Source organism: Radicibacter daui (assembly GCA_030657355.1).
GTDB lineage: Bacteria > Pseudomonadota > Alphaproteobacteria > Radicibacterales > Radicibacteraceae > Radicibacter > Radicibacter daui.
On record CP131056.1, the window covers coordinates 1,202,583 to 1,228,156 of the forward strand.

General features: G+C 65.2%; 26 protein-coding genes and 1 riboswitch. Of the genes, 20 read left to right on the forward strand and 6 right to left on the reverse strand.

The features are described 5' to 3' along the window. The 4 genes from QTL98_RS05685 to QTL98_RS05700 all read left to right on the forward strand — a co-directional run bounded on the left by QTL98_RS05685 (position 1) and on the right by QTL98_RS05700 (position 3,565). Complete coding sequence (locus tag QTL98_RS05685) at positions 1–1,014, forward strand: aldo/keto reductase (RefSeq protein ID WP_445681258.1); 1,014 nt, start codon at positions 1–3, stop codon at positions 1,012–1,014. Next, complete coding sequence (locus QTL98_RS05690) at positions 1,011–1,691, forward strand: TetR/AcrR family transcriptional regulator (RefSeq protein WP_510637534.1); 681 nt, start codon at positions 1,011–1,013, stop codon at positions 1,689–1,691. The genes QTL98_RS05685 and QTL98_RS05690 overlap by 4 nt, the downstream gene beginning before the upstream one ends. After that, positions 1,684–2,598: a DMT family transporter gene (locus QTL98_RS05695; protein ID WP_445681259.1), complete on the forward strand. Its 915-nt coding sequence runs from the start codon at positions 1,684–1,686 to the stop codon at positions 2,596–2,598. The genes QTL98_RS05690 and QTL98_RS05695 overlap by 8 nt, the downstream gene beginning before the upstream one ends. Positions 2,599–2,719: 121 nt before the next feature. Beyond that, positions 2,720–3,565: a PhzF family protein gene (locus tag QTL98_RS05700; RefSeq protein WP_445681260.1), complete on the forward strand. Its 846-nt coding sequence runs from the start codon at positions 2,720–2,722 to the stop codon at positions 3,563–3,565. Positions 3,566–3,588: 23 nt separating this feature from the next. On the opposite strand, the gene QTL98_RS05705 is transcribed toward QTL98_RS05700, so the two are convergent. From QTL98_RS05705 to QTL98_RS05715, 3 genes are all read right to left on the reverse strand, one after another. Continuing rightward, the gene (locus QTL98_RS05705; protein WP_445681261.1) at positions 3,589–4,311 is read right to left on the reverse strand and encodes a DUF1345 domain-containing protein; all 723 of its coding nucleotides are present in this window, start codon (positions 4,309–4,311) and stop codon (positions 3,589–3,591) included. A gap of 51 nt (positions 4,312–4,362) precedes the next feature. Continuing rightward, on the reverse strand, positions 4,363–5,658 hold the full coding sequence (locus tag QTL98_RS05710) for a dicarboxylate/amino acid:cation symporter (RefSeq protein ID WP_445681262.1): 1,296 nt from the start codon (positions 5,656–5,658) through the stop codon (positions 4,363–4,365). A 212-nt stretch (positions 5,659–5,870) separates the two neighbouring features. Continuing rightward, positions 5,871–6,206: a carboxymuconolactone decarboxylase family protein gene (locus QTL98_RS05715; RefSeq protein ID WP_510637550.1), complete on the reverse strand. Its 336-nt coding sequence runs from the start codon at positions 6,204–6,206 to the stop codon at positions 5,871–5,873. A gap of 207 nt (positions 6,207–6,413) precedes the next feature. On the opposite strand from QTL98_RS05715, the gene QTL98_RS05720 reads away from it, so the two are divergent. Beyond that, on the forward strand, positions 6,414–7,505 hold the full coding sequence (locus QTL98_RS05720; RefSeq protein ID WP_445681263.1) for an AraC family transcriptional regulator: 1,092 nt from the start codon (positions 6,414–6,416) through the stop codon (positions 7,503–7,505). A gap of 124 nt (positions 7,506–7,629) precedes the next feature. Beyond that, positions 7,630–7,962 carry a hypothetical protein gene (locus tag QTL98_RS05725; RefSeq protein ID WP_445681264.1) on the forward strand — a complete coding sequence of 111 codons (333 nt, stop codon included), beginning with the start codon at positions 7,630–7,632 and terminating at the stop codon, positions 7,960–7,962. A gap of 35 nt (positions 7,963–7,997) precedes the next feature. Here the strand turns inward: QTL98_RS05725 and QTL98_RS05730 are convergent, their stop codons facing one another. Then, positions 7,998–9,521, reverse strand: a complete 1,524-nt coding sequence (locus QTL98_RS05730) for a sensor domain-containing diguanylate cyclase (RefSeq protein WP_445681265.1) — start codon at positions 9,519–9,521, stop codon at positions 7,998–8,000. A 278-nt stretch (positions 9,522–9,799) separates the two neighbouring features. After that, positions 9,800–10,072, reverse strand: coding sequence for a metal-sensing transcriptional repressor (locus QTL98_RS05735; RefSeq protein WP_445681266.1), 273 nt, complete (start codon positions 10,070–10,072; stop codon positions 9,800–9,802). 98 nt (positions 10,073–10,170) lie between these two features. Between QTL98_RS05735 and QTL98_RS05740 the strand changes: the two genes are divergently transcribed. Then, positions 10,171–11,091: a nickel/cobalt efflux protein RcnA gene (locus tag QTL98_RS05740; RefSeq protein WP_445681267.1), complete on the forward strand. Its 921-nt coding sequence runs from the start codon at positions 10,171–10,173 to the stop codon at positions 11,089–11,091. A 148-nt stretch (positions 11,092–11,239) separates the two neighbouring features. Next, positions 11,240–12,487, forward strand: a complete 1,248-nt coding sequence (locus tag QTL98_RS05745; protein ID WP_445681268.1) for an MFS transporter — start codon at positions 11,240–11,242, stop codon at positions 12,485–12,487. A 68-nt stretch (positions 12,488–12,555) separates the two neighbouring features. Here QTL98_RS05745 and QTL98_RS05750 read toward each other — a convergent pair whose 3' ends face one another. Next, positions 12,556–14,361, reverse strand: coding sequence for a DUF190 domain-containing protein (locus QTL98_RS05750; protein WP_445682095.1), 1,806 nt, complete (start codon positions 14,359–14,361; stop codon positions 12,556–12,558). Between the two features lie 84 nt (positions 14,362–14,445). Then, positions 14,446–14,532: riboswitch (Fluoride riboswitch) on the reverse strand. 159 nt (positions 14,533–14,691) lie between these two features. Between QTL98_RS05750 and QTL98_RS05755 the strand changes: the two genes are divergently transcribed. The 12 genes from QTL98_RS05755 to tilS all read left to right on the forward strand — a co-directional run bounded on the left by QTL98_RS05755 (position 14,692) and on the right by tilS (position 25,482). Further along, positions 14,692–15,201 (forward strand): terminase small subunit, encoded by a 510-nt coding sequence (locus QTL98_RS05755; RefSeq protein ID WP_445681269.1) that lies wholly within the window; start codon positions 14,692–14,694, stop codon positions 15,199–15,201. A 114-nt stretch (positions 15,202–15,315) separates the two neighbouring features. Beyond that, positions 15,316–15,963 carry a LysE family translocator gene (locus tag QTL98_RS05760; protein ID WP_445681270.1) on the forward strand — a complete coding sequence of 216 codons (648 nt, stop codon included), beginning with the start codon at positions 15,316–15,318 and terminating at the stop codon, positions 15,961–15,963. A 168-nt stretch (positions 15,964–16,131) separates the two neighbouring features. Beyond that, positions 16,132–16,779, forward strand: a complete 648-nt coding sequence (ruvA, locus tag QTL98_RS05765; RefSeq protein ID WP_445681271.1) for a Holliday junction branch migration protein RuvA — start codon at positions 16,132–16,134, stop codon at positions 16,777–16,779. Further along, positions 16,776–17,909, forward strand: a complete 1,134-nt coding sequence (gene ruvB, locus QTL98_RS05770) for a Holliday junction branch migration DNA helicase RuvB (RefSeq protein WP_445681272.1) — start codon at positions 16,776–16,778, stop codon at positions 17,907–17,909. The genes ruvA and ruvB overlap by 4 nt, the downstream gene beginning before the upstream one ends. Beyond that, complete coding sequence (locus tag QTL98_RS05775) at positions 17,909–18,433, forward strand: YbgC/FadM family acyl-CoA thioesterase (RefSeq protein ID WP_445681273.1); 525 nt, start codon at positions 17,909–17,911, stop codon at positions 18,431–18,433. The genes ruvB and QTL98_RS05775 overlap by 1 nt, the downstream gene beginning before the upstream one ends. Beyond that, complete coding sequence (gene tolQ, locus QTL98_RS05780) at positions 18,433–19,161, forward strand: protein TolQ (RefSeq protein WP_445681274.1); 729 nt, start codon at positions 18,433–18,435, stop codon at positions 19,159–19,161. Before QTL98_RS05775 ends, tolQ begins: the two co-directional genes overlap by 1 nt. Continuing rightward, positions 19,161–19,610: a protein TolR gene (gene tolR / locus QTL98_RS05785; protein WP_445681275.1), complete on the forward strand. Its 450-nt coding sequence runs from the start codon at positions 19,161–19,163 to the stop codon at positions 19,608–19,610. The genes tolQ and tolR overlap by 1 nt, the downstream gene beginning before the upstream one ends. Positions 19,611–19,671: 61 nt before the next feature. Next, the gene (tolA, locus tag QTL98_RS05790) at positions 19,672–20,697 is read left to right on the forward strand and encodes a cell envelope integrity protein TolA (RefSeq protein WP_445681276.1); all 1,026 of its coding nucleotides are present in this window, start codon (positions 19,672–19,674) and stop codon (positions 20,695–20,697) included. A gap of 266 nt (positions 20,698–20,963) precedes the next feature. Further along, positions 20,964–22,250, forward strand: a complete 1,287-nt coding sequence (tolB, locus tag QTL98_RS05795; protein WP_510637551.1) for a Tol-Pal system beta propeller repeat protein TolB — start codon at positions 20,964–20,966, stop codon at positions 22,248–22,250. 157 nt (positions 22,251–22,407) lie between these two features. Beyond that, entirely contained in the window at positions 22,408–22,947 is a 540-nt protein-coding gene (pal, locus tag QTL98_RS05800; protein ID WP_445681278.1) for a peptidoglycan-associated lipoprotein Pal, read from the forward strand. Between the two features lie 251 nt (positions 22,948–23,198). Beyond that, positions 23,199–24,164 carry a tol-pal system protein YbgF gene (gene ybgF, locus QTL98_RS05805; protein WP_445681279.1) on the forward strand — a complete coding sequence of 322 codons (966 nt, stop codon included), beginning with the start codon at positions 23,199–23,201 and terminating at the stop codon, positions 24,162–24,164. A gap of 1 nt (position 24,165) precedes the next feature. Then, positions 24,166–25,482: a tRNA lysidine(34) synthetase TilS gene (gene tilS, locus QTL98_RS05810; RefSeq protein ID WP_445681280.1), complete on the forward strand. Its 1,317-nt coding sequence runs from the start codon at positions 24,166–24,168 to the stop codon at positions 25,480–25,482. Positions 25,483–25,574 lie beyond the last annotated feature (92 nt).

Below are 25,574 nucleotides of genomic sequence, written 5' to 3' on the forward strand. Positions count from 1 at the left end.
ATGTTGACCCGTCCGCTCGGCGCCACCGGCGTCTCCACCTCCGCCTTCGGCCTTGGCTGCATGGGCATGTCCGGCGCTTACGGCCCCAGTGACCGGCAGGAGAGCATCGCCACGATCCATGCCGCGCAGGAAGCCGGCATCACCCTCATCGATACGGGTGATTTTTACGATATGGGCCATAACGAGATGCTGATCGGCGAGGCGCTTGCGGGCGGGCGTCGCGACCGCGCCCTGCTGTCGGTCAAGTTCGGCGCCCTGCGCGATCCCGCCGGTGCCTTCGTCGGGTACGATGCCCGGCCGCAGGCGGTGAAGAACTTCCTCACCTATTCCCTGCGCCGTCTCGGCACCGACCATATCGACATCTACCGCCCGGCCCGGCTCGATCCGAACGTGCCGGTCGAGGAGACCATCGGCACCATCGCCGAGATGGTGAAGGCCGGTTATGTCCGTCATATCGGCCTTTCCGAAGTGGGGGCCGAGACCATCCGCCGCGCTGCCGCCGTGCACCCCATCGCCGATCTGCAGATCGAATATTCGCTGGTCTCGCGCGGCGTGGAGGACGAGATCCTCAAGGCAACCCGCGAGCTCGGGATTTCCATCACTGCCTATGGCGTACTGGCACGGGGCCTCATCTCCGGCCATTGGCAGCAGGGCCAGGCGATGGACAAGGGTGATTTCCGCGCCATGACCCCGCGTTTTGCCCCGGAGAACATCGCGCACAACCTCGCCCTGGGGGAGGCGCTCGGCGCCGTCGCGGCGGAAAAGGGTATTACCACCGCCCAGCTCGCCATCGCCTGGGTGCTGGCCCAGGGGCAGGATATCCTGCCGCTCATCGGCGCCCGGCGGCGCAATCGGCTGAGCGAGGCGCTGGGGGCGCTGGAGGTCACCTTGACGGCGGAGGATCTGGCCCGTATCGAAAAGGCTGTCCCGCGCGGCGCCGCCGCGGGAGAGCGCTATGCGCCGGCCCAAATGGCCCATCTCGACAGCGAGCGGCGCGGAGGCGCCCACGCTTGACCTCTTCCAGTACGCCTCCGGCCTTCCTTATGGCTGCGGCCACCGCCCCCGACGCTGAAGCCGGCGCCGGGGGCAGCGGCACGTCGGTGCTGACAGCGGAGCGTATTCTGGAGGTGGCGGAGGAGGTGCTGCGCCGCTTCGGTCCGGACAAGACCAATGTGGTGGATGTGGCCCGAGCCCTGGGGGTCAGCCACGGCAGCGTCTATCGCCATTTTGCCAGCAAGGCCGCCCTGCGCGGGGCGGTGGTGGAGCGCTGGCTTGCCCGGGTTTCTGCCCCGCTGGCGGAAATTGCCGCTGCAAAAGGTCCGGCAGCGGGCAAGGGGGCGGGTGAGCGGCTGCATCTGTGGGTGCGCATGCTCCACGCCATCAAGCGCCAGAAGGTGCTGGTCGAGCCGGAAATGTTCAAGGCTCACAAGAGCTTCATCCTGGAAAGCGGCGTCGCCGTCAGCGAGCATGTCGCCCATCTGGAAGCCCAGCTTGCGACCATCGTTGCGGATGGGGTGACCAGCGGGGAATTCCGCCCCTGTGATCCTGCCGGGGTGGCCGGCGCACTGTTCGCCGCGACCTCGTCGTTCCATAACCCCGCCAGTGCCGCCAGCTGGTCCGATCCTGAAATCGAGACCCGGCTGAAGACGGTGCTCGATCTGCTTGTTGCCGGGCTCAAGGCCGGTGCCTGACCCGCGCGGCGGCACGACGCGAGCTCCCGTCCGGCAAACTTTCATCACGGCGGCGCTGGTCGCGCTCGCCATTCTGGCCTTTGCCGGCAATTCGCTGCTTACCCGCCAGGCGCTTGCCGGTGGGGCCATTGCGCCCGGCCCGTTTGTCGGCCTGCGCCTTGCCTCCGGCGCCGTGCTGCTGGCCCTGCTGCTCGCCCGCCGCCCGGGCGAAATCCTGCCGCGCCGGGCCGATCTGCCGGGCATCGGCGCCCTGCTTCTCTATGCGCTCGCCTTCACCTGGGCCTATCTCGGCCTCGGCGCTTCCACCGGCGCGCTCATTCTCTTCTCTTCCGTCCAGTTGACGCTCGTTCTGCTCGCCCATCTGCACGGCACCCGCCTGTCGGGGCGGGAGGGGGCGGGCATGGTGCTGGCGCTGGCCGGCCTTGCCTTGCTGCTCGCGCCCGGCCTTACCGCGCCGCCGCTTTGGGCCGCCCTGCTGATGGCGCTCGCCGGCGTGGGCTGGGGCCTCTACACGCTGCTGGGGCGCGGCGCGGTCAACCCGCTGGCGCTCACCGCGCGTAATTTCATCGGTGCCGCTCCGGTCGGCCTTCTGCTGCTCCTGCTCGGCCTCACCCGGTCCGGCCCGCTGCAGCTTGAGGGCGTGCTGCTGGCAATCGCCTCCGGCGCCCTTACCTCCGGCATCGGTTATGCCCTCTGGTATGCGGTGCTGCCGCGCCTCAGCGTGGCGATGGCGGGCTCCGCCCAGCTTCTGGTGCCGCTGGTGACGGCGGCGGGCGGCGTGCTGTGGCTCGGGGAGCCGCTGACGGTCCGCTTTGTCCTCGTCTGCCTGCTCATTCTCACCGGCATCTGGCTCACCCGCCGCCCGCCGGCAAAACCGGCCATCACGCCGGTGCATGAGCCCGATTAAGCAAATTGATTCTACAAGCCCCGCGGGGCTGATCTATCAAGTCGGTGCTGGTTACATCAGCGCTGGGGCCGGATGGGGCTCGCCAGCTTTTCTGCCTTCTGATCCGGGAGAGATGAGCCCCATGGAACTGCAGCGTATTTCCGCCTTCTCCGATGCCGGTGCCGGCGGCAATCCGGCCGGTGTCGCTTTTGTCGATACCATGCCGGCCGACAGCGAGATGCTCGCGACGGCCGCCGAGGTCGGTTATTCCGAAACCGCCTTTCTCCAGCAGCTTGAAAGCCCCGCCAGCTGGCGCGTGCGTTATTTCGCGCCGGCCATCGAGGTGCCGTTCTGCGGCCATGCCACCATCGCGCTGGGCGCGGCCCTGGGCGCGCGCTGCGGTGCCGGCACCTATCGGCTGAAGCTCAACCGGGCGGACATCACCGTCGAGGCGGCCCGGATGCCGGACGGTGCCTGGGGCTCCACGCTCACCTCGCCGGCCACCTGGTCGAAGGCCGCGCCGGAGGACCTGCTGAGCCCGGCACTGGCCCTGCTTGGCCTCACCACAGGCGATCTTGATCCCGCCCTCGCGCCGGCTCTCGCCCATGCCGGCGCCACCCATCTGGTGGTGCCGCTGGCAAGCCGCGCCAGGCTGGCGGTGCTTGAATATGATTTCGAAGGGCTCAAGGCCCTGATGACGGCCTTTGACCTCACCACCGTCAATGTCATCCACCGCGAGAGCAAAAGCTTCATCCACAGCCGCAATCCCTTTGCGGTCGGCGGCGTGGTGGAGGATCCGGCAACCGGCGCCGCCGCGGCCGCGCTCGGCGGTTACCTGCGCGATGCGGGCGAGCTGCCGGAAGGTGGCAAGCTGGAGATCTCGCAAGGCGTCGACATGGGTGTGCCCTCGCGCCTCTTCCTGGACGTGCCGGCTGCAAAGGGCAGCGGTGTGCGCGTCAGCGGCGCCACCCGGGTGATCACGCTCTAAAGGCAGCGCTTCGCTGGCGGACCTCAGCTCGCCAGCGTCACCGCGGTATTGACGGCCAGCGCCAGCAGCACCGTGTTGTAGAAGAAGGCGGCAAGGGAGTGTCCGGTGACCACCAGCCGCACTTGCCGGCTGGTAACCTGCACATCCGATACCTGCGCCGTCATGCCGATGACGAAGGCGTGGTAGATGAAGTCCCAGGCCAGCGGCTCTGTATTGCCGGGAAAGGTTAGGCCGCCGGCGTCGGCTTCATCGTCCTCATCCTTGTCCGCCGTCTTCGCCGTGCCCTTCTTGCCGGCGGCGGCTTTCGGGCTGCGCCGGCGGCGGGCGTAATAAAGCTGGGCATAGTGAAAGGCCATGGCGGTGTGCAGTACCAGCCAGCCCAGCGGCACGCTGGCAAGCGCCAGCAGCAACTGCACCACCGGCTCGCTTTCTTTCTGGTTCAGCACCAGGAAGATGGAGCTGACGCTGAAGGCGATGGCGAGGAGCGTGATGCCGACGATAAGCGGCATGCCCTCATCTTCGATGCTCGCGCGCCGCCGCAGCTCGCCGGCGGTAATGCCCGCCGCCAGTTTGGCCATCAGCGCGAGATAGACGATGAAGAAGGTATCCCCGGCAGCAAGGCCGGTGATGCGCCAGCTGAAGCCGGCGGAAACACAAAGGCCCGCCACGACGAAGCCCCCGCACAGTGCCGCATAGAATCTGAGATGCTGGCGAAGATGCGGGGGCAGGGTCGTGGCGGGTGTCATGGCGGGCGGCCTCGTCAGGGCAGGGCGCCCGGACAGCCGACCTGCGGCAGGTCAGTCCTGGGCGCCGTTGAGGGCGAGGTCCAGTTTCTCGTGGTCCAGCGCCTTTTCCCAGCGGGAAACGACGATGGTGGCCACTGCGTTGCCGATGAAGTTGGTAAGCGAGCGGCATTCCGACATGAAACGGTCGACGCCGAGGATCAGCGCCATGCCGGCCACCGGGATGGTCGGCACCACCGAGAGGGTGGCCGCCAGCGTGATGAAGCCGGCACCCGTCACGCCCGCCGCACCCTTGGAACTCAGCATGGCAACCGCCAGCAGCAGCAGTTCCTGCCCAAGCGTCAGATGAATGCCGGTTGCCTGCGCGATGAACAGCGAGGCAAGCGTCATGTAGATGTTGGTGCCGTCGAGATTGAAGGAATATCCCGTGGGCACCACAAGGCCGACGATGGATTTCTCGCAACCGGCCTTTTCCATCTTTTCAATCAGGCTCGGCAGGGCGGATTCCGACGAGCTGGTGCCGAGCACCAGCAGCAGTTCGGCGCGCAGGTAGCGGATGAGCTTGAAGATGGAGAAGCCGCAGGCCTTGCCCACGGCGCCCAGCACGATCAGCACGAAGCAGAGCGCGGTGATATAGAAAGTCGCCACCAGCTCGGCGAGGTTTACCACCGAACCGATGCCGTATTTGCCGATGGTAAAGGCAAAGGCACCGAAGGCACCGATCGGCGCCACCTTCATCAGGATCGTCACCATGCGGAAGAAACCGCGGCTCAGCGATTCAAGCACCTTCAGGAACGGCTCGCCCCGCTCGCCGATCTGGGCGAGCGCGATACCGAACACCACCGAGAAGAACAGCACCTGCAGGATATCGCCGCCGGCAAAGGCACTGCCCACGGTGTCCGGGATGATGTTCATCAGGAAGCCGGTGATAGTGCTGTCATGCGCCTTGGCGGTGTAGCTCGCCACCTTGGCCGGGTCGAGCGTTGCCGGATCGACGCCCATGCCGTCGCCCGGACGGATGATCTCGCCGATGATCAGGCCGATGATCAGCGCCAGCGTGGAGAAGAACAGGAAATAACCGAAGGTCTTGAGCGCGACGCGGCCGAAACGTTTCAGATCGCGCATGCCGGCAATGCCGGTCACCACGGTCATGAAGATCACCGGCGCGATCACCATCTTCACCAGCTTGATGAAGGCATCGCCCAGCGGCTTCATCGCCTCGCCGGCACTCGGATAGAAGTGGCCGAGAGCAGCGCCGATGGCGATGGCGATCAGAACCTGCACATAGAGATGGGTGTACCAGGGGCCGGCATGCGGCTGGCTGGCGGGGGCGGTACTATCGAGTTTCATGTCTTCTTCTTTTCTTCTGCCGTCGGGAGCAAGGAAGGCCGATATCAGCCTGACACTCCCCGGCGGGCCTGATCGTGAAGAAAACGCTCCCCTTTTTCCGTATTTTACGAGGAAAGCGTCATGAAACTGCTTCTGCGCGCGCGGGCGCGCTTCGTCAATCGCTGTCCCGGAAACACACTTGCAACGTTTCCGGGACAGTCGATGCCCGCCGGTCAGGAGGCGGCCTTGACCGCGTCGAACACGCGGGTCGAATAAACCAAGGCGGCGCCTGCATTTATGGCGATGGCAACCCCCAGCGCCTCGGCAATCTCCTCCTGGCTGGCGCCGGCCTTGAGCGCGGCGTCAGTGTGAACCGCGATACACCCGTCGCACTGCACGGTGACGGCCACGGCAAGCGCAATCAGCTCGCGCACCTTGGGGTCGAACTTGCCGGTTTTGGCGCCGGCGCCGCTCAGCGCGACGTAACCCTTGACCGTATCCGGGCTCAGCCTGGCGATCTCGCCGACGCCTGCCAGCACCTGCTGACGATAAGTGTTCCAGTCGAGCATCATGATCGGGTTCTCCTTAGTATCGGGCTGCCGCGGCACTGTTGCCCCGGCTCGTTGCCCGCAGCGTTCCTGGCTGTTGAGGGAACCTTGCGCCGCCCGGAGTTTTTTCTGAATGTCAGCCCGGCGCAGCCTGATGGCCGCCCGGATCAATCGCCGGATCAACCGCCGGATCAGTCGGTAACGGTCAATCAGCAGCAGGCAGGTACGATGTCCCTCTCCAGCCCTGTTTCGCCCGCTTCTCCCGCCGCCCCCGTGCCGGCTGCCACGCCCACGCAGGTAGATGCGCTGAGCGCGCTTGCCCCGCTGCTGCGCGTCTCCCCGGTGCTGGAAACGTTGTGCCTCTTCTCCGGTACCTGGGCGGCGGATCATCCAAGGGTCGGGGGCGGCTGGGCCGCCTTTCACCTGCTGGTGCGCGGCAGCTGCCGGGTCGATCTGCCGGAGACAGGCACCAGCCTCTCCCTGAAAGCTGGTGACCTGCTGCTGCTGCCGCATGGCGCCAGCCATCGTGTCCATGCCACGAGCCTGCCGCCGGAAGCCGCCGCCGCCCCCTATGCGCCGGGTGCCCCCGGCTCGGCGGTTTTCGGCATCCATACCCGCCCGACCGGGGCGGCCCTGCTCAAGACCAACCTGCCGCGGGAAGAGGGGGCTGCCGAGGCATCGGAAGTGGAGCTGATTTGTGGCCGGCTGACCTTTGCCGCCGCGTCTACCCGCCCGGGCGAAAATCTGGTGCTCGCGACCTTGCCGGACAGTCTCGTTGTTTCAACAGGCGGCGAAGGTGCGGCTGAAGTCGGCACCGGCCAGGCGGCCCTGATGCGCGAGGCCATGCGCCATATCGGGCGTGAACTGGCCGCCGGCAGCCCCGGCGCGGCCTCCATCACCGCCGATCTGGCGAGCGCGCTCTTCGTCATGGCGGTGCGCGAGCACCTGCTGAAAGCCGAAGCGGGCTCTGCTCATCGCAGCGTGCTTCTGTTGCTGGCCGACCGGCAGGCCGGCCGTGCCGTCTCCGCCATGCTGGCGGACCCGGCGCGTGACTGGTCGCTGGACGATCTGGCGGCCGAGGCGCTGACGTCCCGCGCCAGCCTTGTGCGCCTCTTTCGCCGCCTTGCCGGCCTGGCGCCGCTGGAGTGTCTTGCAGCGCTCCGGCTCGATATCGCCCGCCAGCGTCTCGCCGCCGTCGGGCCACGCCTTGCCAGCCTTGGCGACATTGCCGCCGAGGTTGGATACCAGTCCGAAAGCGCCTTCAGCCGGGCCTTTCAGCGCCGCTTCGGCCTGCGCCCCGGCGAGGCGCGCCGGGCCTGAGGCGCCGCTCGTTTATGCCGCAGTGCGGTGGCGATAGGGAAAACCCCGAAATTGCGATAATAAGGCGGAAGGCCGGGCCCGATCGAAGGCCGGGTCCTCGAACAATTTTCAACGGGGGGCGTTGATGGAAACCGCGGAACTCAAGGCACTGCTGGCCAAGGCCAAGAAAGAGGAAATCGCCTTCGCTTTCGGGCGCGGCAAAACGCCGGAAGACAGCGAGCTGGTGCTCGACAAGAAAAAGAAGCCGGTCGCCCTGTTCAAGGCGCTGAAGGCCGGCGGCAACATCAAGGCCGGCAGCTGGGGCATGCTGGAGGTGGACGGCACGCTCGCCCGTTTCATGCCGGCCAAGGCGCTCTCGGGTCTGGAGCGCGATCTCAAGGCCTATTTCAAGCGCGAGAAAATCTCGATCAAGATCGAGGTTGCCGAAGGCGGCAGCGAGGACGAGAGCGAGGAGTAATTCCCGGCCCGCAATGCGAGGGGACGCTCCTGCCGTCAGGCGGCGGACATAACCGCGCCTGACGGGGGCGCCTGTCTGCCGGGGGGCGCAACGGTCACCTGATTGCGGCCGCCGCGCTTGGACTGGTAGAGGGCAGCGTCGGCCGCGCTGATCAGCACGCCGACATCATGGCCAGCGGCGGCCAGATCGGTTGCAAGGCCCACGCTGAGTGTTACGCGGCTGGGATTGCTCTCCGTCTCGCTGCCATAGAGGGCCTCGATTTCCTCGCGCAGGCTGCGGGCAACGGCTTCTGCCGCAGCGGCGGGGGTTTCCGGCAGGATGAGGGCGAATTCGTCGCCCCCGAAGCGCGCGGCAAGGTCGGCCGGGCGGCGGGCGCGGCTGGCGATCAGCCGGCCAACGGCAGCCAGCAGCCGGTCGCCTTCCATGTGGCCCAGACGGTCGTTGTAGCCCTTGAACCCGTCCAGATCGATCATCAGTACGGAGAGCGGCTGGCGCGTGCGCTGTGCGCGTGCCCATTCCTGCGCGACGCAGGCATCGAAGGCGCGGCGGTTGGCAAGGCCGGTCAGGGCATCGACCCGGCTCAGCGCCATGAGCTGCTTTTCGATGATCATGCGGCGGCGGAATTCGCGCTGCAGCAGCAACGACAGGGCAAAGGCTCCGGCGGCCAGCAGGGCGCCGATACAGGCCAGCAGCCGGATACGCTGCCACCAGCGGGCATGGATGGCAGAAATCGACTGCCCGACCGAGACGATGATCGGGGCTTCCTTGATCCGCGTCAGGGCGAAAACGCGCCTTATCCCGTCAACCGGGGACTTTCCTGTAACGGTGCCTTCCTTCTGGCTGAAGGCATTCTGAAGCGCCGGATCCATTTGCATCCGTCGCCCGACATCGCCGGCGCCGTCAATCGAAGGCTCGCGCATCAGGATGGTGCCATCGGCGCTGAGGATGGTGATGACCGACCCCTCGCTCAGTCTTGGCGCGGCGACAAGGTCGCGGAAATAGCTCATCCGCAGCACACCGGCCACGATACCGGAGAAGGCGCCATCACGGTCGGGCAGGCGCCGGCTGAAGGCAATGCTGGGCTCACCCTGGCGCAGCCGGCTGAAAAAGGGATGGCTGAGGTAAAGCCCGGTATCCTTGTGGTCGCGCTGGGCGGTGAAATAGTCGCGGTCGGCGATGTTTACATTCCGCGTGCTCTCGCCGGTTCCGATGTCGAGGAAGTTGCCGGCCGGGTCGATGAGGAACATCGAGCCCAGATAGGGCTGCGTCGTTGAGCGGCCGAACAGCACGAAGCGCCGTGTTTCCGGATCGAGGTTGGCAATAGCCGGCTGCTGTAGCGCCTCCATCGTGTCCTGGAGGGCAAGGTCGTAAAGTTCGGCGGTGCGGCCCAGCTCACTGCCGATGGCGCGGGCGAGGTTGAGGTTTTCTGTCCCGGCCTCGCTTTCGGCCTGCCGCAGGTCGTCATGCAGCACATAGGCGGTCACGCCGACAAGGGCGACCGACAGGGCCAGCAGACCGGTAAGCAGCAAGGAAAGGCGTTTGGTCCGGATCAGCGTCATGGGCAGCATGGGTCTCGTGCGCGAGCCGGCGGAAAGGGCCGTCAAGCCGACAGGGCGCACCGCTCGCTACGGAAAAGGCAGGCCCGTGGTCTGTGTAACTGGGTATGCGGACTACGTCTTAAATGGTATTTGCCGCGGTATTCATGATTTAGATCAAACAGCGCACACAGGGGGCCGTCCGGACGGATAGCCGGGCTGCGCCTTCCGGATAACGGCGTTAACTTCAGGCAACCGGAACAGGCACGCCGGGTCTGTTGGCGCCCCGGAGGAGAGCATCTTCAGCGCAGATAGGACTTGATCACCTGCAGCACGGCCTCAAGATCCGCCTCGCGCCGGGAATGGTCGGGCTCGTTGACCAGATGTTCGCTCAGATGCCCTTCGATCACCGCCGCCATCAACCCGTTTACCGCGCCGCGTATCGCCGCGATCTGCTGGAGGATGGCGTTGTGGTCATGCGCCTTGTCCGCCATCTGCTTTTCCAGCGCGGCGGCCTGGCCCTGAATGCGCCGGACGCGGGCGAGCAGCTTCTGTTGGTCGCGGCTGGTGTGCATGGGCTCTCTTCCGGTCGGGCTTGGCAATATACTGGAGGGGGGTATATAGCATACTCCCAGGGGGTATGCATCGGGCCGCCCCTTCCAGAGATCATTCCATGACCGAATTTGCCACCCTTCTGCAACAGGGCAATGCCTGGCTCTTCATTCCAAGCGCTATTTTGCTGGGGGCGCTGCACGGGCTGGAACCCGGGCATTCCAAGACGATGATGGCGGCCTTCATCGTCGCCATCCGGGGAACGGTGGCACAGGCGGCCCTGCTCGGGCTGTCGGCCACCCTGTCTCATACGGCGGTTGTCTGGGCTGTTGCGATGGGCGGGCTCTATTTCGGGCGCAACTGGAATGCCGAGGCATCAGAGCCGTGGTTCCAGCTTGCCTCAGGTGTCATCATCCTTCTGGTGGCGGGCTGGATGGTCTGGCGCACCTGGCGCGGCCAGCGGGATCGCCATCACGGCCATGGGCACGATGATGGCCACGACCATAGCCACGATCATAACCATGACCATGACGGTCATACCCCGCACGCCCACCCTCATGACGGTGATCATGCTCACCCGCACGGCCACCGTCACGGGCATCACGGGGACAGTCACAGCCATGATCATGAAGGGCATGGCATTTCCCTGCCGGGGGCGGAGGGGGCGGCCGACGCCCATGAGCGTGCCCATGCCCGCGACATCAGCCGGCGTTTTTCCACCCGTCAGGTAACCACCGGGCAGATCATCCTGTTCGGCCTGACCGGCGGTCTCATTCCCTGTCCCGCGTCCATTACCGTGCTGCTTTTGTGCCTGCAACTGGGGCAGATCACGCTGGGCGCCGCCCTGGTCTTGTGTTTCAGTATCGGCCTCGCGCTCACCCTTGTGGCCTCGGGCACGCTGGCGGCCCTCAGTGTGCGCCATGTCTCCCGGCGCTGGTCCGGTTTTGGTGCCCTGGCCCGCAAGGCACCTTACTTCTCCGGCCTGCTCATTGCCCTTGTGGGGCTTTATGTGGCTGGCAGCGGCCTCTCGGCTCTGGGCTAGGCGCAGGAAAGGAGCTGCCGCTTTCTGCTGCGCCTGTGGGCTTTCGGAGCGGCCCGATCAACTTGCATTCATTGCCAGCAACGGTGCTTTCTGCCTGAATGTCGGCATTTGCATTTCTGATGCTGATTTTTCGGACAGAGCGATTTTCATGACCCTGTTTTTCCGCAGCACCGCCGCCTTCATCGGCGCGAACGCCCGCTGGCTTGCCGGCGGTTTCCTGCTCACGATGTTCTCCTCCTTCGGGCAAACCTTTTTCATCGGTCTGTCGGGTAATGCCCTGCGCGAGACCTTTCACCTGTCGGGTGGTGCGTTCGGCGGCCTCTACATGCTGGCAACCCTTGCCAGCGCGATGACGCTGCCCTGGCTTGGCCGCACGCTCGACCTGATGCCGGGCTGGAAAGTCGCCTTCTTCACCATTCCCGCCCTTGCCTTTGCCTGCGTGCTGCTGGCGCTCGCCCCCAACATCGTGGTGCTGACATTCGCGCTCTATCTGCTGCGCCTCTTCGGGCAAGGCATGATGACGGAAACCGCCTTTACCGAGATCGGGCGCTGGTTTGTTGCCAGTCGCGGCCGGGCGATGGCGCTCATCGCGCCGGGCCAGCAGGCGGGCTCGGCCATCCTGCCGGCACTCGTCGTCATCATCGATCAGGCAAGCGGCAGCTGGCGCACGCCCTGGTTCGCCTCGGCTGCATTGTTGCTGCTGGTGGGCCTGCCGCTCATCGTCTGGCTCATGCGTATCGAGCGGGTGCCGCAGTCGCAGGAGGTTGCCAGCGGCAAGCTGCGCACCGCCCGTGACTGGACGCGGTCAGAGGTTATCCGGGACCCCATCCTCTATCTGCTCCTCAGCGGCACACTCGCTCCGGCTTTCATCGCCACCGTCATCTTCTTCCATCAGGGTTATCTCATCGAGTTGCGCGGCTATGACCCGCTGGTCTTTGCCGCCGCCTTCACCCTCATGTCGGTCACCACGATTATCTTCGGGCTGGTCTGCGGCCATCTGATTGACCGGTTCGGCGCCGTGGCGTTGATGCCGTTTTTCCTCATCCCGCTTGCCGTCGCTTCTGCCGGTGTCGCGCTCATCACGCCGGTCTGGGGCATCTATGTCTTCATGCTGCTGCTGGGTGTCAGCAACGGCTTCACATCTACCCTGCTCGGTGCCCTGTGGCCGGAGGTGTATGGCCTTGCCAATCTCGGCGGCATTCGTGCCATCACCGTCTCCGGCATGGTGCTTTCCACCGCCATCGGGCCGGGCCTTACCGGCTGGCTGATCGATTTCGGCGTCTCGCTGCCCACGCAGATGCTGTTCATGGCGCTCTGGTGCGTGCTGGCCTCGGCAGCACTCACGCTGGCCGTCCGGCGCATCCGCCAGCGGGAGGCAGCGGTCTTCGCCGTCTGATCTTGCTGTCCTCAAGGGCCGGGCGGGAACCATCGCAGCGATGGTTCCCGCCCGGCTGTCAGTGTTGCTCAGGCCGTTGCTGCCATAGTTTCCGGCTGGTCCAGTCCGGCCTCGGTGCCCAGAATGTGCCAGTGCTCAAGCTGCTTGTAGACCACCACCTTGTCCCGCAGGCTCTCACCCTGCTGCCGGCAGAAGGCCTCCAGTTGTTCCCGCGAGCCGATCAGTTCCACGCACAGCGTCAGATCAGGATTGCCGACCTCGCTGTTGGTTTGTTCCAGGCCACCGTGATTGCTGAAGCCGTAGTGAGTGTGATGGGCAACAGCATTGACGATACCGGCAGCCTTGGCGGCCAGAACAAGCTCACGATAGAGCGGCCGCGCCAGCCATCCGCCCAGCCTCCCGCCGCCGCGTCGCTTTTCACCCGGCTTCAGATAGATGCGGACCATGCCCACTTCCTTGGCCGCGACGGTATGCTTGAAGGTCATTCTATGATTTTCCTGATGGTTGCCGGCCGTCGGCCGTCTGGTGTTGCGGGAGAAGAACGAAAGGGCGGGCAGGGGCCGCGCGACAGTCGGAACTGCTCGTATCTGGCGCAGGGCGATATCCGGCCCCAGCTCGTCGGTTGAAATCTTGGGAACCGCCAGACGCTGGGCGAGATAGATGCCGGAATGACCGCTAAAAGCGTAGGCGACGAAGCAGGCGACGGCGATATAGGGCGTCTGACCGGCGCCAAACAGTTCGATGCCCATCAAAATGCAGGCAAGCGGTGTGTTGGCGGCGGCGGCAAAGATCGCTACGAAGCCCAGACCTGCCATCAGGTCTGTCGGTGCATGAAGCAGGCTGGAAAGCGCATTACCAAGCGCGGCACCGATGAAGAAGAGTGGTGTGACTTCTCCGCCCTTGAAGCCGGTGCCGAGCGTAACCACCGTGAAGGCGAGCTTGGAAGCCCACGCCCACGGATGAATATTACCAGCCTCGAACAAGGCAGGAATGGTAACAGAGCCCGGTCCCTCTGCCAGAATGCCAAGGCCCAGATAATCGCGCGTGCCGAAAAGATAGACGAGAGCGATAACCAGCGCTCCGCCAACGCCTGGCCTTAACCAAGCTTGCGGAATAAACCGCTTGGCGATGCCGGAGACGGCATGCGTCAGTTCGGCAAATAGCAACCCGCCCAGTCCGAAGATGATCCCGGCAATAACCACCTTGCCCAAAAGCAGTGGATCGACATGGAAATTGGCTGGCAAGGCAATGGTATAGGCGGTGTGCTCGATGCCCCAAGCCTGGCATATCCAATCACCAAGCAGCGCTGCGATCAGGCAAGGCAGCACAGCCTCGTACTGGATGCGCCCCACGCTCAGCACTTCCAGCGCAAAGACGGCACCGGCGATTGGCGTGCCAAAAACGGCGCCGAACCCGGCGGCAATGCCGCCCATCAGCATCAGGCGTGTCTCTGCCGCATCAAGGCGGAAGAGCTTGCCGATACTGCTCGCCACACTGCCACCCATCTGCACCGCGGTGCCCTCGCGCCCGGCGGAACCGCCAAAGAGATGCGTCACGACGGTGGCGATGAGGATCAGTGGAGCCATCCGGCGCGGAATGCCGGCGCCAGGCTCATGGATTTGGTCGACGATAAGGTTGTTGCCGGCTTCCGCCGGCCGGCCGAGCTTCCAGTATATCCAGCCGATTGCCATGCCGGCCGGCGGTAGGCCCCATAGCAGCCACGGATGGTCGAAGCGCAGCCGCGTTGCCGCGTCGAGCGCCCACAGGAAAACTGCGCAGGCACTGCCTACCAATGCCGCCATCGGAAGGATGATCAGTGCCCACCGCGCCAGCGCGATCAATTGTGTCCAGACGGTGGAGAGATGAAGCCGCACAATCAAGGCAGCCTCCCGCTCGCGCCGGCGAGGCCATAAACTTCAGGCGATATCAGCAGCACAGACAGACTCCTACCCTCGTTGCGAGTGGTAGGAATCATCAGCCCGTTTTACCGGGCGGTTTGATCGCGGGGTAGCACGATCCGGCAGAAATCCATTGCCTCTCCGGCTCGTAAACCGCCTGCGGACGCCTGTCAATACGGCGGTGCACAACATGGTCTTGTAGTCAGCTGGAGTTAACCATGCCGATGCACGGCGAAAGCTTTTTGGACAAAAATCATAATATGGGATAAAAAGCCTATATCGTGATTTCTGTCAGGAGGAGACCCCATGCGCTTGTCCATTGTCAGGCCCGGCCACCCCGCCAGTTCCGATGACGCCGAACCGGGCCCCGCACCCGCACCTGAGCTCGGCCCGGACCTCGCCGCCGGTGATGCCGGTCTGAAAGAAGGTAACTCCCCGCTGCAGGATGATGACGAAGAGGTTGATGATCCGCAGAAGATAGGGGCGGTGCTACGAATAAACGCCCGGCAGCGCAAATTTTGCGCGCTCTATTCCACCGGTTTCTATTCCGGCGCCCAGGCCGCGCGCCTTGCCGGCTACTCTTCCCGCAGCGCGCGTTTCGCAGCCTCCAGAATGTTGGCAAATGATGAGATCTGTGTGGAAATCTCCCGGTACGCAGCAACAAAAGCCGACCTTGTGGCCCGCGAAGAGCTTCTTCTTGCCGAGCGCCTCTATGCCCTCTCCGAAGCGGCTGAAATTGCGGGAGATTTTCGGGCGGCTGTAGCGGCCCTGGGGGTGCGGGCGCAGATGCTCTCCCCGCGCAGGGGCGGCCGGTGATGGCCGCAGAGGCGCAGGGCCATAGATGTTTGTGGTCCGGCCCCCTGCCATTGACAGGACAAGCCTTGCCGGTGTCACCATGCGGGGCTTTTGATTTGTTGCTGAGCCACCGCCATGCTGGAAAGCCTGCATCTGCCCCTCATCCTCTCCGCGGCCTTTCTGGCAACCGCAAGCCCGGGGCCGACCACGCTTGCTCTTGCCGGCACGGCCATGCGCGACGGGCGGCGGTCGGCGCTGCTTCTGGCTTCCGGCGTCATGACGGGGTCGCTGTTCTGGTCCGTGAGCGCGGCTTTCGGCCTTGGCGCCATCATGCTGGCCAATGCCTGGGTCTTCGAGATCATGCGCTATCTGGGCGGCGGTTATCTGCTGTTCCTGGCCTTCAAGTCCGCCCGCAGTGCGCTGAAGCCCGGTGCCGCACAGCCGGTTCCATCTGCTGCCCCGGGTGTGGTGATGGACCCTGTGCCGGCCCGGCGGGTCTGGTCGCGCGGGCTTGCGCTGCACATCACCAACCCCAAGGCCATCCTGTTTTTCGGCTCGCTCTACGCCATCGGCGTGCCGGCCACCGCCCGGCCGCTCGATCTGGTGACGATCATCGCGCTGGTCGGGCTGCAGAGCGCCTGCATTTTCCACGGCTACGCGCTGCTCTTTTCCAATGCGGCGGTGGTGCGGGGCTATTTCCGCCTGCGCCGCTGGTTCGAAGGGGCGTTCGCGCTCGCCTTCGGTTTTGCCGGCCTCAAAATCCTGACCGCCCGCCTGCACTGACGCAGCCGGGATTTTTGCTTTTCTGCCAGACTTTTAGGCGTTGTTTTGCCCCGGAGCCGGGGCCCATGTTCCCGGCCTGTTCCGGCATGGTTGTTGCGCCGCCGCCCGGGCTTGCCTATCAATCAGGAACGTCAGGATTTTAGCGCCTCGGGGGAGCCGCACCGTTCCATGATTGCCCGCCTTAAAGGTCTTGTTGATTCCGTCGATGAGGATTTCGCCGTCATCGATGTCGGCGGTGTCGGTTATCTCGTCCATGCCTCTGCCCGCACTCTGCGCCGCCTCGGCGCGGCTGGCACCGGCGTGGCGCTGGAGATCGAAACCCGCATCCGCGAGGACGCGTTCGAACTCTTCGGTTTTATTGACCGTGGCGAGCGCGACTGGTTTCGCCTGCTCACCACCGTGCAGGGCGTCGGCGCCCGCGTCGGCCTTGCCATTCTCTCGGTGATCGAGCCGGGGCAGCTTACCGCCGTCATCGCGTCGAAGGACCAGAAGACGCTGACCGCGGCCGATGGCGTCGGCCCCAAGCTGGCGGCCCGTATCGTCAACGAACTGAGCGGCAAGGTTGGCAGCCTGTCGCTGGGCGGCACCGGCGGCGTGACCGTGGCCGATGTTTCCCCGGCCAAGGGCGGCGCGGCGACTGACGCGGCTGCCGCCGCCGGCCGGGTAGCGGAAGATGCCGTCTCCGCCCTCGTCAATCTCGGTTACAAGCGGGCAGAAGCCTTTACCGCCGTTATGGCGGTGCGCGGGCGGCTGGGGGAGGGGGTGTCGCTCGATGCCCTTATTCCGGCAGCCCTCAGGGAGCTTAGCACCCAATGAGCGGGTTTGACCGGGACGGGGAACGGCTGATCGACGGCGAGCGGCAGGAGGGCGATCCCGATGCCTCGCTGCGTCCGCTCAGCCTCGATGATTTTACCGGCCAGGCCCGGACGCGCGAAAATCTGCGCATCTTCGTGGAAGCGGCCCGCACCCGCGGGGAGGCGCTGGACCATGTGCTGCTGTTCGGCCCGCCCGGCCTTGGCAAGACCACCCTTGCCCAGATCGTGGCGCGCGAGCTTGGCGTGGGCTTTCGCGCCACCTCGGGCCCCGTCATCGCAAGGGCGGGCGATCTTGCCGCGCTGCTCACCAACCTGCAGCAGCATGATGTGCTCTTTATCGACGAAATCCACCGCCTGAACCCGGCGGTGGAAGAAATCCTCTATCCCGCCATGGAGGATTTCCAGCTCGACCTCATTATCGGCGAAGGGCCGGCCGCGCGCTCCGTACGCATCGATCTGCCGCGCTTCACCCTCATCGGTGCCACCACCCGCTCGGGCCTCATCTCCCAGCCGCTGCGCGACCGTTTCGGCATTCCGCTGCGGCTTGAATTCTATACGCCGGAGGAGCTGACCGGCATCGTCAGCCGGGGCGGGCGCGTGCTGGGCATGGTGTTGTCGGACGAGGGCGCGGCGGAGATCGCCACCCGCTCGCGCGGCACGCCGCGTATTGCCGGGCGCCTCTTGCGCCGGGTGCGCGATTTTGCGGCTGTTGCCGGGGCGGCGGTCATCGATGCGCGGGTGGCCGATGCCGCGCTGCGCCGGCTCGATATCGACGAGCGCGGATTTGACGCGATGGACCGCCGTTATCTTGCCTGCATGGCGGAAAATTATGGCGGCGGGCCGGTTGGCGTGGAGACGATGGCCGCCGCGCTGGGCGATCAGCGCGACGTTCTGGAAGATGTTATTGAACCTTATCTGATGCAGCAGGGTTTACTCATGCGGACCCCACGCGGGCGTATGCTGGCGGCCTCGGGGTACCGTTATCTGGGCCTTGCCGTGCCGCATCACCTGACGCAAGGCGGCAACACAGCTGCTGCATTGCAACAGGGCGACTTGTTTGGCGCCGCGGGGCCTGATAACAGCAGCAAAACAAGCGGTGGGGATGCCGCTGGGGGCGATGAGGATTACTGATGGAACTGACCGGCGGCGCTTTTAATGCCGGACACTTCGAAGACGGTGTCCACTGCCTGCCTTTACGCATCTACTACCAGGATACTGACGCGGGGGGCATCTGCTACCACGCGCGCTATTTCGACTTCGCCGAACGTGGCCGTATGGAAATGCTGCATCAGCTGGCGATGCAGCCGGAAAGGCTGGCTCAGGAAGAAAACATGGCTTTCGTCCTGCGCCACGCGGATATCGATTGGCTGGCGCCTGCGCGCCTTGCCGATCACGTCACCGTGGCCACGCGGGTCACGCATCTGGGCGGGGCGAGCCTCAAGTTCCGGCAGGACGTGCTGAAGGGCACCGGCCGCGGGAATGCGACGCTTCTGGCCTCCATGCGCCTGTCGCTGGTGTGTGTCGACACACGCACACTTGCAGCCCGGCGTATGCCCGAAATGCTGCGTGCCGCGCTGCAGCCATATTTGTTCGATGAAACACCGCCCAGTGCCCCACAAGGGGCTATGGCGTCGGCGCCCTCGGGGGAGTTGTAATGGAAAGCAGTGTGATCGATACGGTCCAGATGGCCGGAACGGCACCGCACAGCCTCAGCATGTTTGCCCTGTTCCTGCAGGCAGACATTATCGTCAAAGCCGTGATGCTGGCCCTCCTGGGCTGCTCCGTCTGGTGCTGGGCGCTCATCATCGACAAGTCGATGCGCATGCGCCGCCTGCGCGGGCGTGCCGACGGGTTCGAGGAGCGTTTCTGGTCCGGCGGCTCGCTGGACGGGCTTTATGACAGCATCGGCGCCGACCCGGCCGATCCGATGTCCGCCATCTTCGTGGCCGGCATGAAGGAATGGCGCCAGGGCACGCAGAAGGGCCTGCCGAAATCGGCCGAACTCAAGGCCTCGCTGCAGCAGCGCATCGAGCGCGTGATGCAGGTGACGATGGACCGCGAGCTTGCCGACGTCTCCAAGCAGATGACCTTCCTCGCCTCCCTCGGGTCGACGGCGCCGTTCATCGGCCTGTTCGCCACCGTCTGGGGCATCATGAACAGCTTCCAGTCGATCGCGGCGTCCAACAATACCTCGCTCGCCGTCGTGGCGCCGGGTATCGCCGAAGCGCTGTTCGCCACCGCCATGGGCCTTGTTGCCGCTATCCCGGCGGTGCTGGCCTACAACAAGTTCTCCAGCGATATCGGCCACTACACCGACCGGCTGGATAACTTCTCCATCGAATTCAGCGCCATTCTCGGTCGCTATCTCGAGGAGCGCGCCTGATGGGCGCTGCACTGGCCGGAGGCGGCGGAGGCGGGCGCAAGCGCGGCCGTCGGCGCACACGCGCCGCCGCCATGAGCGACATCAACGTTACGCCGCTCGTGGACGTGATGCTCGTGCTTCTCATCGTGTTCATGGTCGCAGCCCCGCTGCTGACCGTGGGCGTGCCGGTGGACCTGCCGCGCTCCAATGCTCCCGCGATTGCGGAACAGACCGAGCCGCTCGTCGTTTCCGTCAATGCCCAGGGCGAGATTTTCGTTCAGGAGCAGAAGGTGGAAATCGCCAACCTGGTGCCACTATTGCAGGCCATCATTGGCGAGAAGCCCGACCAGCGCATCTTCGTGCGCGGCGATGCCAACCTCAATTACGGCCGGATCATGCAGGTGATGGGCGAGGTAACCAGGGCCGGTTACAAGCGCGTCGCCCTTGTGGCCTTGCCGGAGCAAAAATGATCCTCGTGAACGTGCAGGCTTGCCGGGGTAAGCCCCCAGCGGTGTTGGAGATGACGGCTCGATGCGTCGCGGTCTGAACACTTCTGTCATTGCCTCGGTAGTCCTGCACGTTCTCGTGTTCCTGCTTTCGATCTTCGGCCTGCCGTGGATCGACAAGCCGGTGGAACTGCCGCAGCCGGTCGCGGTCGAGATTGTCGACATCTCGGAGATGACGACGCGGACCGCTGACGCCAACCCGACCCCGGCTCCCAAACCCGACAAACCGCCGGAGCCGGTAAAGACGCCTCCGCCGCCGCCCAAGGCTTCCACACCGCCGCCGCCGCAAGCCGCGCCGGAAACGCCGCCCGCACCCAAGGCCCCGCCGGAGGACATCAAGGCGCCGGAGCCGCCGAAGGTGGAGCCGATCCAGCCGCGTGAAGCACCCAAGCCCCCCGATCCGGTGAAGCCCCTGGAGCCGGCGCCTGCGCCCACGCCCACACCGCCCCCACCGCCCAAGCCGGAGCCGAAGAAGGAAGAGCCGCCGAAACCGACGCCGCCCAAGCCGGCGCCGGCCAAGGAGGAGCCGAAGAAGCCTGCCGAGCAGCCCAAGAAGGAACAACCGGTCAAGACGGCCGAAAAGCCGCCTGAGAAGCCGAAGGATACCTCGCAGAATTTTGACTCTCTGCTGAAGAACCTTCTGAACGTGCCCGATCAGGCCAAGACCGATCAGCCGACCAAGGCCAATGCCAAGCCGACACAGACGGCGGAAGCACAGCCCGATGCGCCGCTCGCGAACCGGCTTACGATGAGCGAGACGGATGCAATCCGGGCGCAGATGGCAAAGTGCTGGTCTATTCCGGCGGGTGCGCAGGGTGTCCAGGATATGTCCGTGGATATCCAGATCACCCTTGATTCCGAGGCTAGGGTAAAGTCAGCGACGGTGGTAAACAGCGCCCGGATGGCCACGGACCGCGCTTATCGCACCCTGGCCGAGAGTGCTATTCGCGCGGTTTCAAACCCGGCGTGCCAGCCGCTGAAGCTGCCCAAGGACAAGATCGAGACCTACCATTCGTTCATTATGGGGTTTGATCCGCAGGATGTGCTTTAAGGCGACTAACTGCCCGGTGTAGCGGGATTGCGCAGCAGCGCATCCCGTTCGCCAGCCCGCAAGACTGCGGGGATAAAATTGCTCCTTGCCGCGTTTAACCTTCGTCTTCAATCCAAAGGACATGTTCTGACGCCATGACCGACCCGACGATTACCGCGACACGCCCAGCCGTTCGCGCCGCCATCGCGGCCGGATTGTCCGTCACGCGCCGCCTTGGTGCGTTTGTGAGTTGCCTGTGCCTGCTGGGGGCCGGGCTTGCTGTCTCGATGCCGATGCTGGCGGCGCCGGCCGCGGCCGAGTTGCGCATCGACATCACCAAGGGCAACTTTGACCCGATGCCCATCGCCGTGACGCCGTTTTATGCGACCGGCCCGAGCGAGCAGGATGTCGCCAGCCAGATCACCGGCGTGGTCAGTGCCGATCTGGAGCGTTCCGGCCTCTTCCGTCCGGTGAACCCGGCAGCGTTTCTGCAGGACAGCGCCAGCCTTCAGGCCGGCCCGCGATTTGCCGACTGGCGCGCTGTCAACGCGCAGGCGCTGATCGCCGGTGCGGTGAAGTCGCAGGGCGATGGTCTCATCCGCGTCGAGTTCCGCCTGTGGGATGTGCTCTCCGAGCAGCAGATCGCCGGCATCGCCTTCTCGGCCTCGCCGCAGGGCTGGCGCCGCATTGCGCACAAGGTGGCTGACGAGGTTTACAAGCGCATCACCGGTGAAGAAGGTTATTTCGACACCCGTGTCGTCTATATCGCTGAAAGCGGCCCGGCCAACCGCCGGATCAAGCGCCTGTCGATCATGGACCAGGACGGTGCCAACAACCGCTTCCTGACCGATGGTACCAATCTGGTGCTGACGCCGCGTTTCTCGCCGACCGCGCAGGAGATCACCTATCTCTCCTATGTCGGCAATGTGCCGCGCGTTTACCTCTTCAACATCGATAACGGCCGCCAGGAGCGTCTGGGTGATTTCCCGGGTATGAGCTTCGCGCCGCGCTTCAGCCCGGATGGCAATGCCGTGGTGATGTCGCTGGCCCAGGACGGCAATACCGATATCTACCGCATGGATCTGCGCACCCGCCGCATGGTCCAGCTCACCAACCACCCGGCAATCGATACGGCTCCCTCTTATTCTCCGGACGGCCGCAAGATCACCTTTGAGTCTGACCGCAGCGGTACCCAGCAGATTTATGTGATGGATGCCGATGGCGGTAACCCGACCCGTATCAGCTTCGGCCAGGGCCGCTATGCTACGCCGGTGTGGTCGCCGCGCGGTGACCTCATCGCCTTCACCCGCCTGTTCCAGGGTGAGTTCTATATCGGCGTCATCCGTCCGGACGGCACCGGCGAGCGCATGCTGACCCGCGCTTTCCATGCCGAAGGCCCCACCTGGGCGCCGAACGGCCGTGTGCTAATGTTCTTTGAGGAAAAGCCGAGCGGTCAGGATGACCGTGGCCGTATCGCCAAGCTCTACTCGGTTGACCTGACGGGCAACAACCTGCGCCAGGTGGAAACACCGCAGGATGCGTCCGACCCGGCCTGGTCGCCGCTCATTCCGTAAACCGTGGCCCTGAAGGGGGAAACCGGCGACGGGGTTTGTCGCCGGCCTCCCTTGAAGGGACAAAGCCAGTTTGACCACCCGCGCCGTCGAAAGCGCATCTGCCAAACCACCAGCCACCCGGGGCGACAACGCTTTCCGGTTCTTTCGGGGGAAGACAATGAATCTCAAGTTTCTCAGCATGGCCGCTGCCGTCCTGCTGCTCGCCGCCTGCTCCAGCGATGGCGAGGACAGCTCGCTGGCAGCCAGCGATGGCGGCTACAATTCCGGCGCCAATGCCGGCTCGAACTACGGCGCCAACGGGTCCGATATTTCCAGCTCGTCCATGCAGGGCAATGTCCAGCCGGGCAGCCAGGAAGACCTCGCCGTGAATGTCGGCGACCGGGTGCTCTTCGGCTTCGACCAGTACAATGTCTCCTCCGAAGGCCAGCAGATCCTGTCGCGCCAGGCCGAGTGGCTGCGCCGTTACCCGTCGATCTCCGTGACCATCGAAGGCCATTCGGACGAGCGCGGTACGCGTGAATATAACCTCGCGCTTGGCGATCGCCGTGCCACCGCGGTCAAGAACTACCTGATTGCCGCCGGTATCAGCGGGAGCCGCATCTCGACCGTCAGCTTCGGCAAGGAACGTCCGGCGGCCGTGGGCAGCAATGAATCTGCCTGGGCGCAGAACCGCCGTGCGGTCACCACGATCAACTGATAGCGCCTCCGGCTGTTACAGTTTGCAAGGCACGGCACCGGGAGCCTTTCCGGTGCCGTGTCGTTTTGGGAAAAGGGCAGGGGCCGGCGTCACTCCGGCCGTCAGGGCTGGTCAAGCTGCCGGGTTGATGGCAGTTTTGCGCCATCTTTCCGGCCCAGAAGGCATGCCAGTGTAGGCTGAATATTCACTGGCGGCCGGCGGGTTGCCCTTCGCCATGCGGCACCAGATGAGAGCAAGGGAGTCGAGTTGTTATGACCGCTTCGTTTCGCATGAGGCATCTTCCGGCGCTGCTGGCCGTGCTGCTGGCAAGTTCCGCCGCCGGCCTGGTTGCCCTGCCGGCCATGGCGCAGGATGTCGGCACGCTGTCTCGCCGCGTCGACACGCTGGAGCGCGACGTGCGCGTGCTGAACCAGCAGGTTTACCGTGGCGCCGGTGCCAGCACTGACGGCACGGCTCCGGTGGTTCCCTCCGGCAGTGCCGCCAGCCAGGAAATCCGTCTGCAGCAGATGGAAGGGCTGAACCAGCAGCTGACCGGCGAAGTCGAGGAACTGCGCAATCAGGTACAGAAGCTGCAGCAGCAGCTCGACACCATGAAGAGCGATGTCGAGTATCGTCTGAGCGCGCTGGAACAGGGTACGGCCGGCGGTGCTGCCGCCGCAGCCGGTGCGACCGCTGACACAGCCAGTGCGGCCCAGCCCGCCAATCCGGGCGGTATCACGCCGCCGCCTTCCGGCGGGGGCCAGCCGGCGCCGCTCGCACCCACCAGCCTCGGCTCCATTTCGGAGACGACGGCGAGCGGCGATGCCGCGCGTACCGCAAGCGCTGCCGCCAACGATCCGGCCGGCCTCTATAACTCCGCCATCGAGCAGCTGCGCTCGCGCGATTTCGCCAATGCCGAAGTGTCGTTCAAGGACTTCCTCGCCAAATATCCCAACCATGATCTGGCCGCCAACGCCCAGTACTGGCTGGGTGAGAGCTATTATGGCCGCAATGATTTCCGCAGCGCGGCCCTGACTTTTGGCGAGGGGTACCAGAAGTACCCGACCAGCCCCAAGGCGCCGGACTTCATGCTGAAGCTCGGCCTGTCGCTGGCCGGCCTCGGCCAGAAGGACAATGCCTGCGTCACCTATGCCAAGCTGATTTCCGACGTGAAGAACGCCCCGCCGGGTACCATCAGCCGCGCCAAGGCGGAGCAGCAGAAGCTGGGCTGTTCGTAACGTGACCGCCGGTCCGGTCAGCGCGGCGGAATTTGCCGCGCTCATGGACCGGTTCGGCCCCTTCGAGCGGCCGCCGCGCCTTGCGGTGGCCGTCTCGGGCGGGGCGGATTCCACGGCGCTCGCCTGGCTGGCCAATGGCTGGGCCCGCAGCCGCGGTGGCGATGCCGCCGCCTATATCGTCGATCACGGTCTGCGCCCTGAAGCGGCGGAAGAAGCCGCGCTGGTTGCCCACCGTCTCTTCCGCCTGGGGCTCCAGACCCGCATTCTGTGCTGGCAGGGCGACAAGCCTTTCAGCGGCATCCAGGATGCTGCGCGGCAGGCCCGCCACCGCCTGCTTGGCGAGGCCGCGCTTGCGGACGGGCGCCTGCATCTTCTCCTTGCCCATCATGCCGGCGATCAGGCCGAAACCGTGCTGATGCGCGAGTTGCGCGGCAGCGGTCCGCTCGGGCTTGCCGGTATGAGCGCCATCGTCGCCCGGCCCTGGGGCCGGTTGCTGCGCCCGCTTCTGGGCATCCCCAAAGCGCGCCTCATCGCCACCTGCCTTGCTGCCGGGCTGGAATGGGTGGAAGACCCGAGCAACAGCGCTGAAAAATTCGAGCGCGTACGCCTGCGGGGTCGTCTGGCTGCGGGCGATCCAGCTTTTCCGGCTCCCGAGGCCCTGCTGGCAGGCGCTGTTGAAGCGGGCCGTAACCGCCAGTCAATTGAAGCTGCACGGGCGCGCTTGCTCGCAGCCTGCGGTCATTTGCATGCGCAAGGCTGGGCGGAACTGGAGCCCGATGCCCTGCTGGAGAGCGGGGGAGGCGCGGCTGTCGATCTGCTTGCCGCTTTGCTGGGGGCGATCGGGGGCGATGCCTATCCGCCCGGGCGGGAGGCGGTGACCCTTGCCCTTGCCGACCTCATGGCCGGCAGAGCCGCCACCCTTGCCGGCTGCCTGTTACGCCCGTTCCGGGGCGGGCGCTGGCTGATGACGCGGGAGGCGGGACGTTTTGTCCTCCCCCCCTTGTCGCTGGCTGCCGGGCAGACAGCACGGTGGGAAACACGGTTTGTCGTAACCGCACCGGCCGGCCACGCCGGCACGGTGCTTTCAGTCGAGGCAGCACGACAGCAAAGCCTGCTTTCCGGCGCCTGGGCCGAATGCGCCGCCGGCAGCGGGCTGGAAGAATTGCCGGCCGATGTTGCCGCGACATTGCCGGTGCTGATGGAGGAGGGCGGATCGCTGTTCTTGCCGTTTTTTGTACCGGATCCGCACAAAGAACGGTTCGGCTGCCGGTTTTTGCCGCAAAGCCCAGTCGCCAGCACGCCGTTTGCCATTGTATAGTGCGCGCTGAACCCTATTTATGGTCGGGTAGGAAGGAAGCCCGCTTGCGCTGGTAAGCGCAAGCCCTGACAGACGGCGCAATTCTCTGGCGC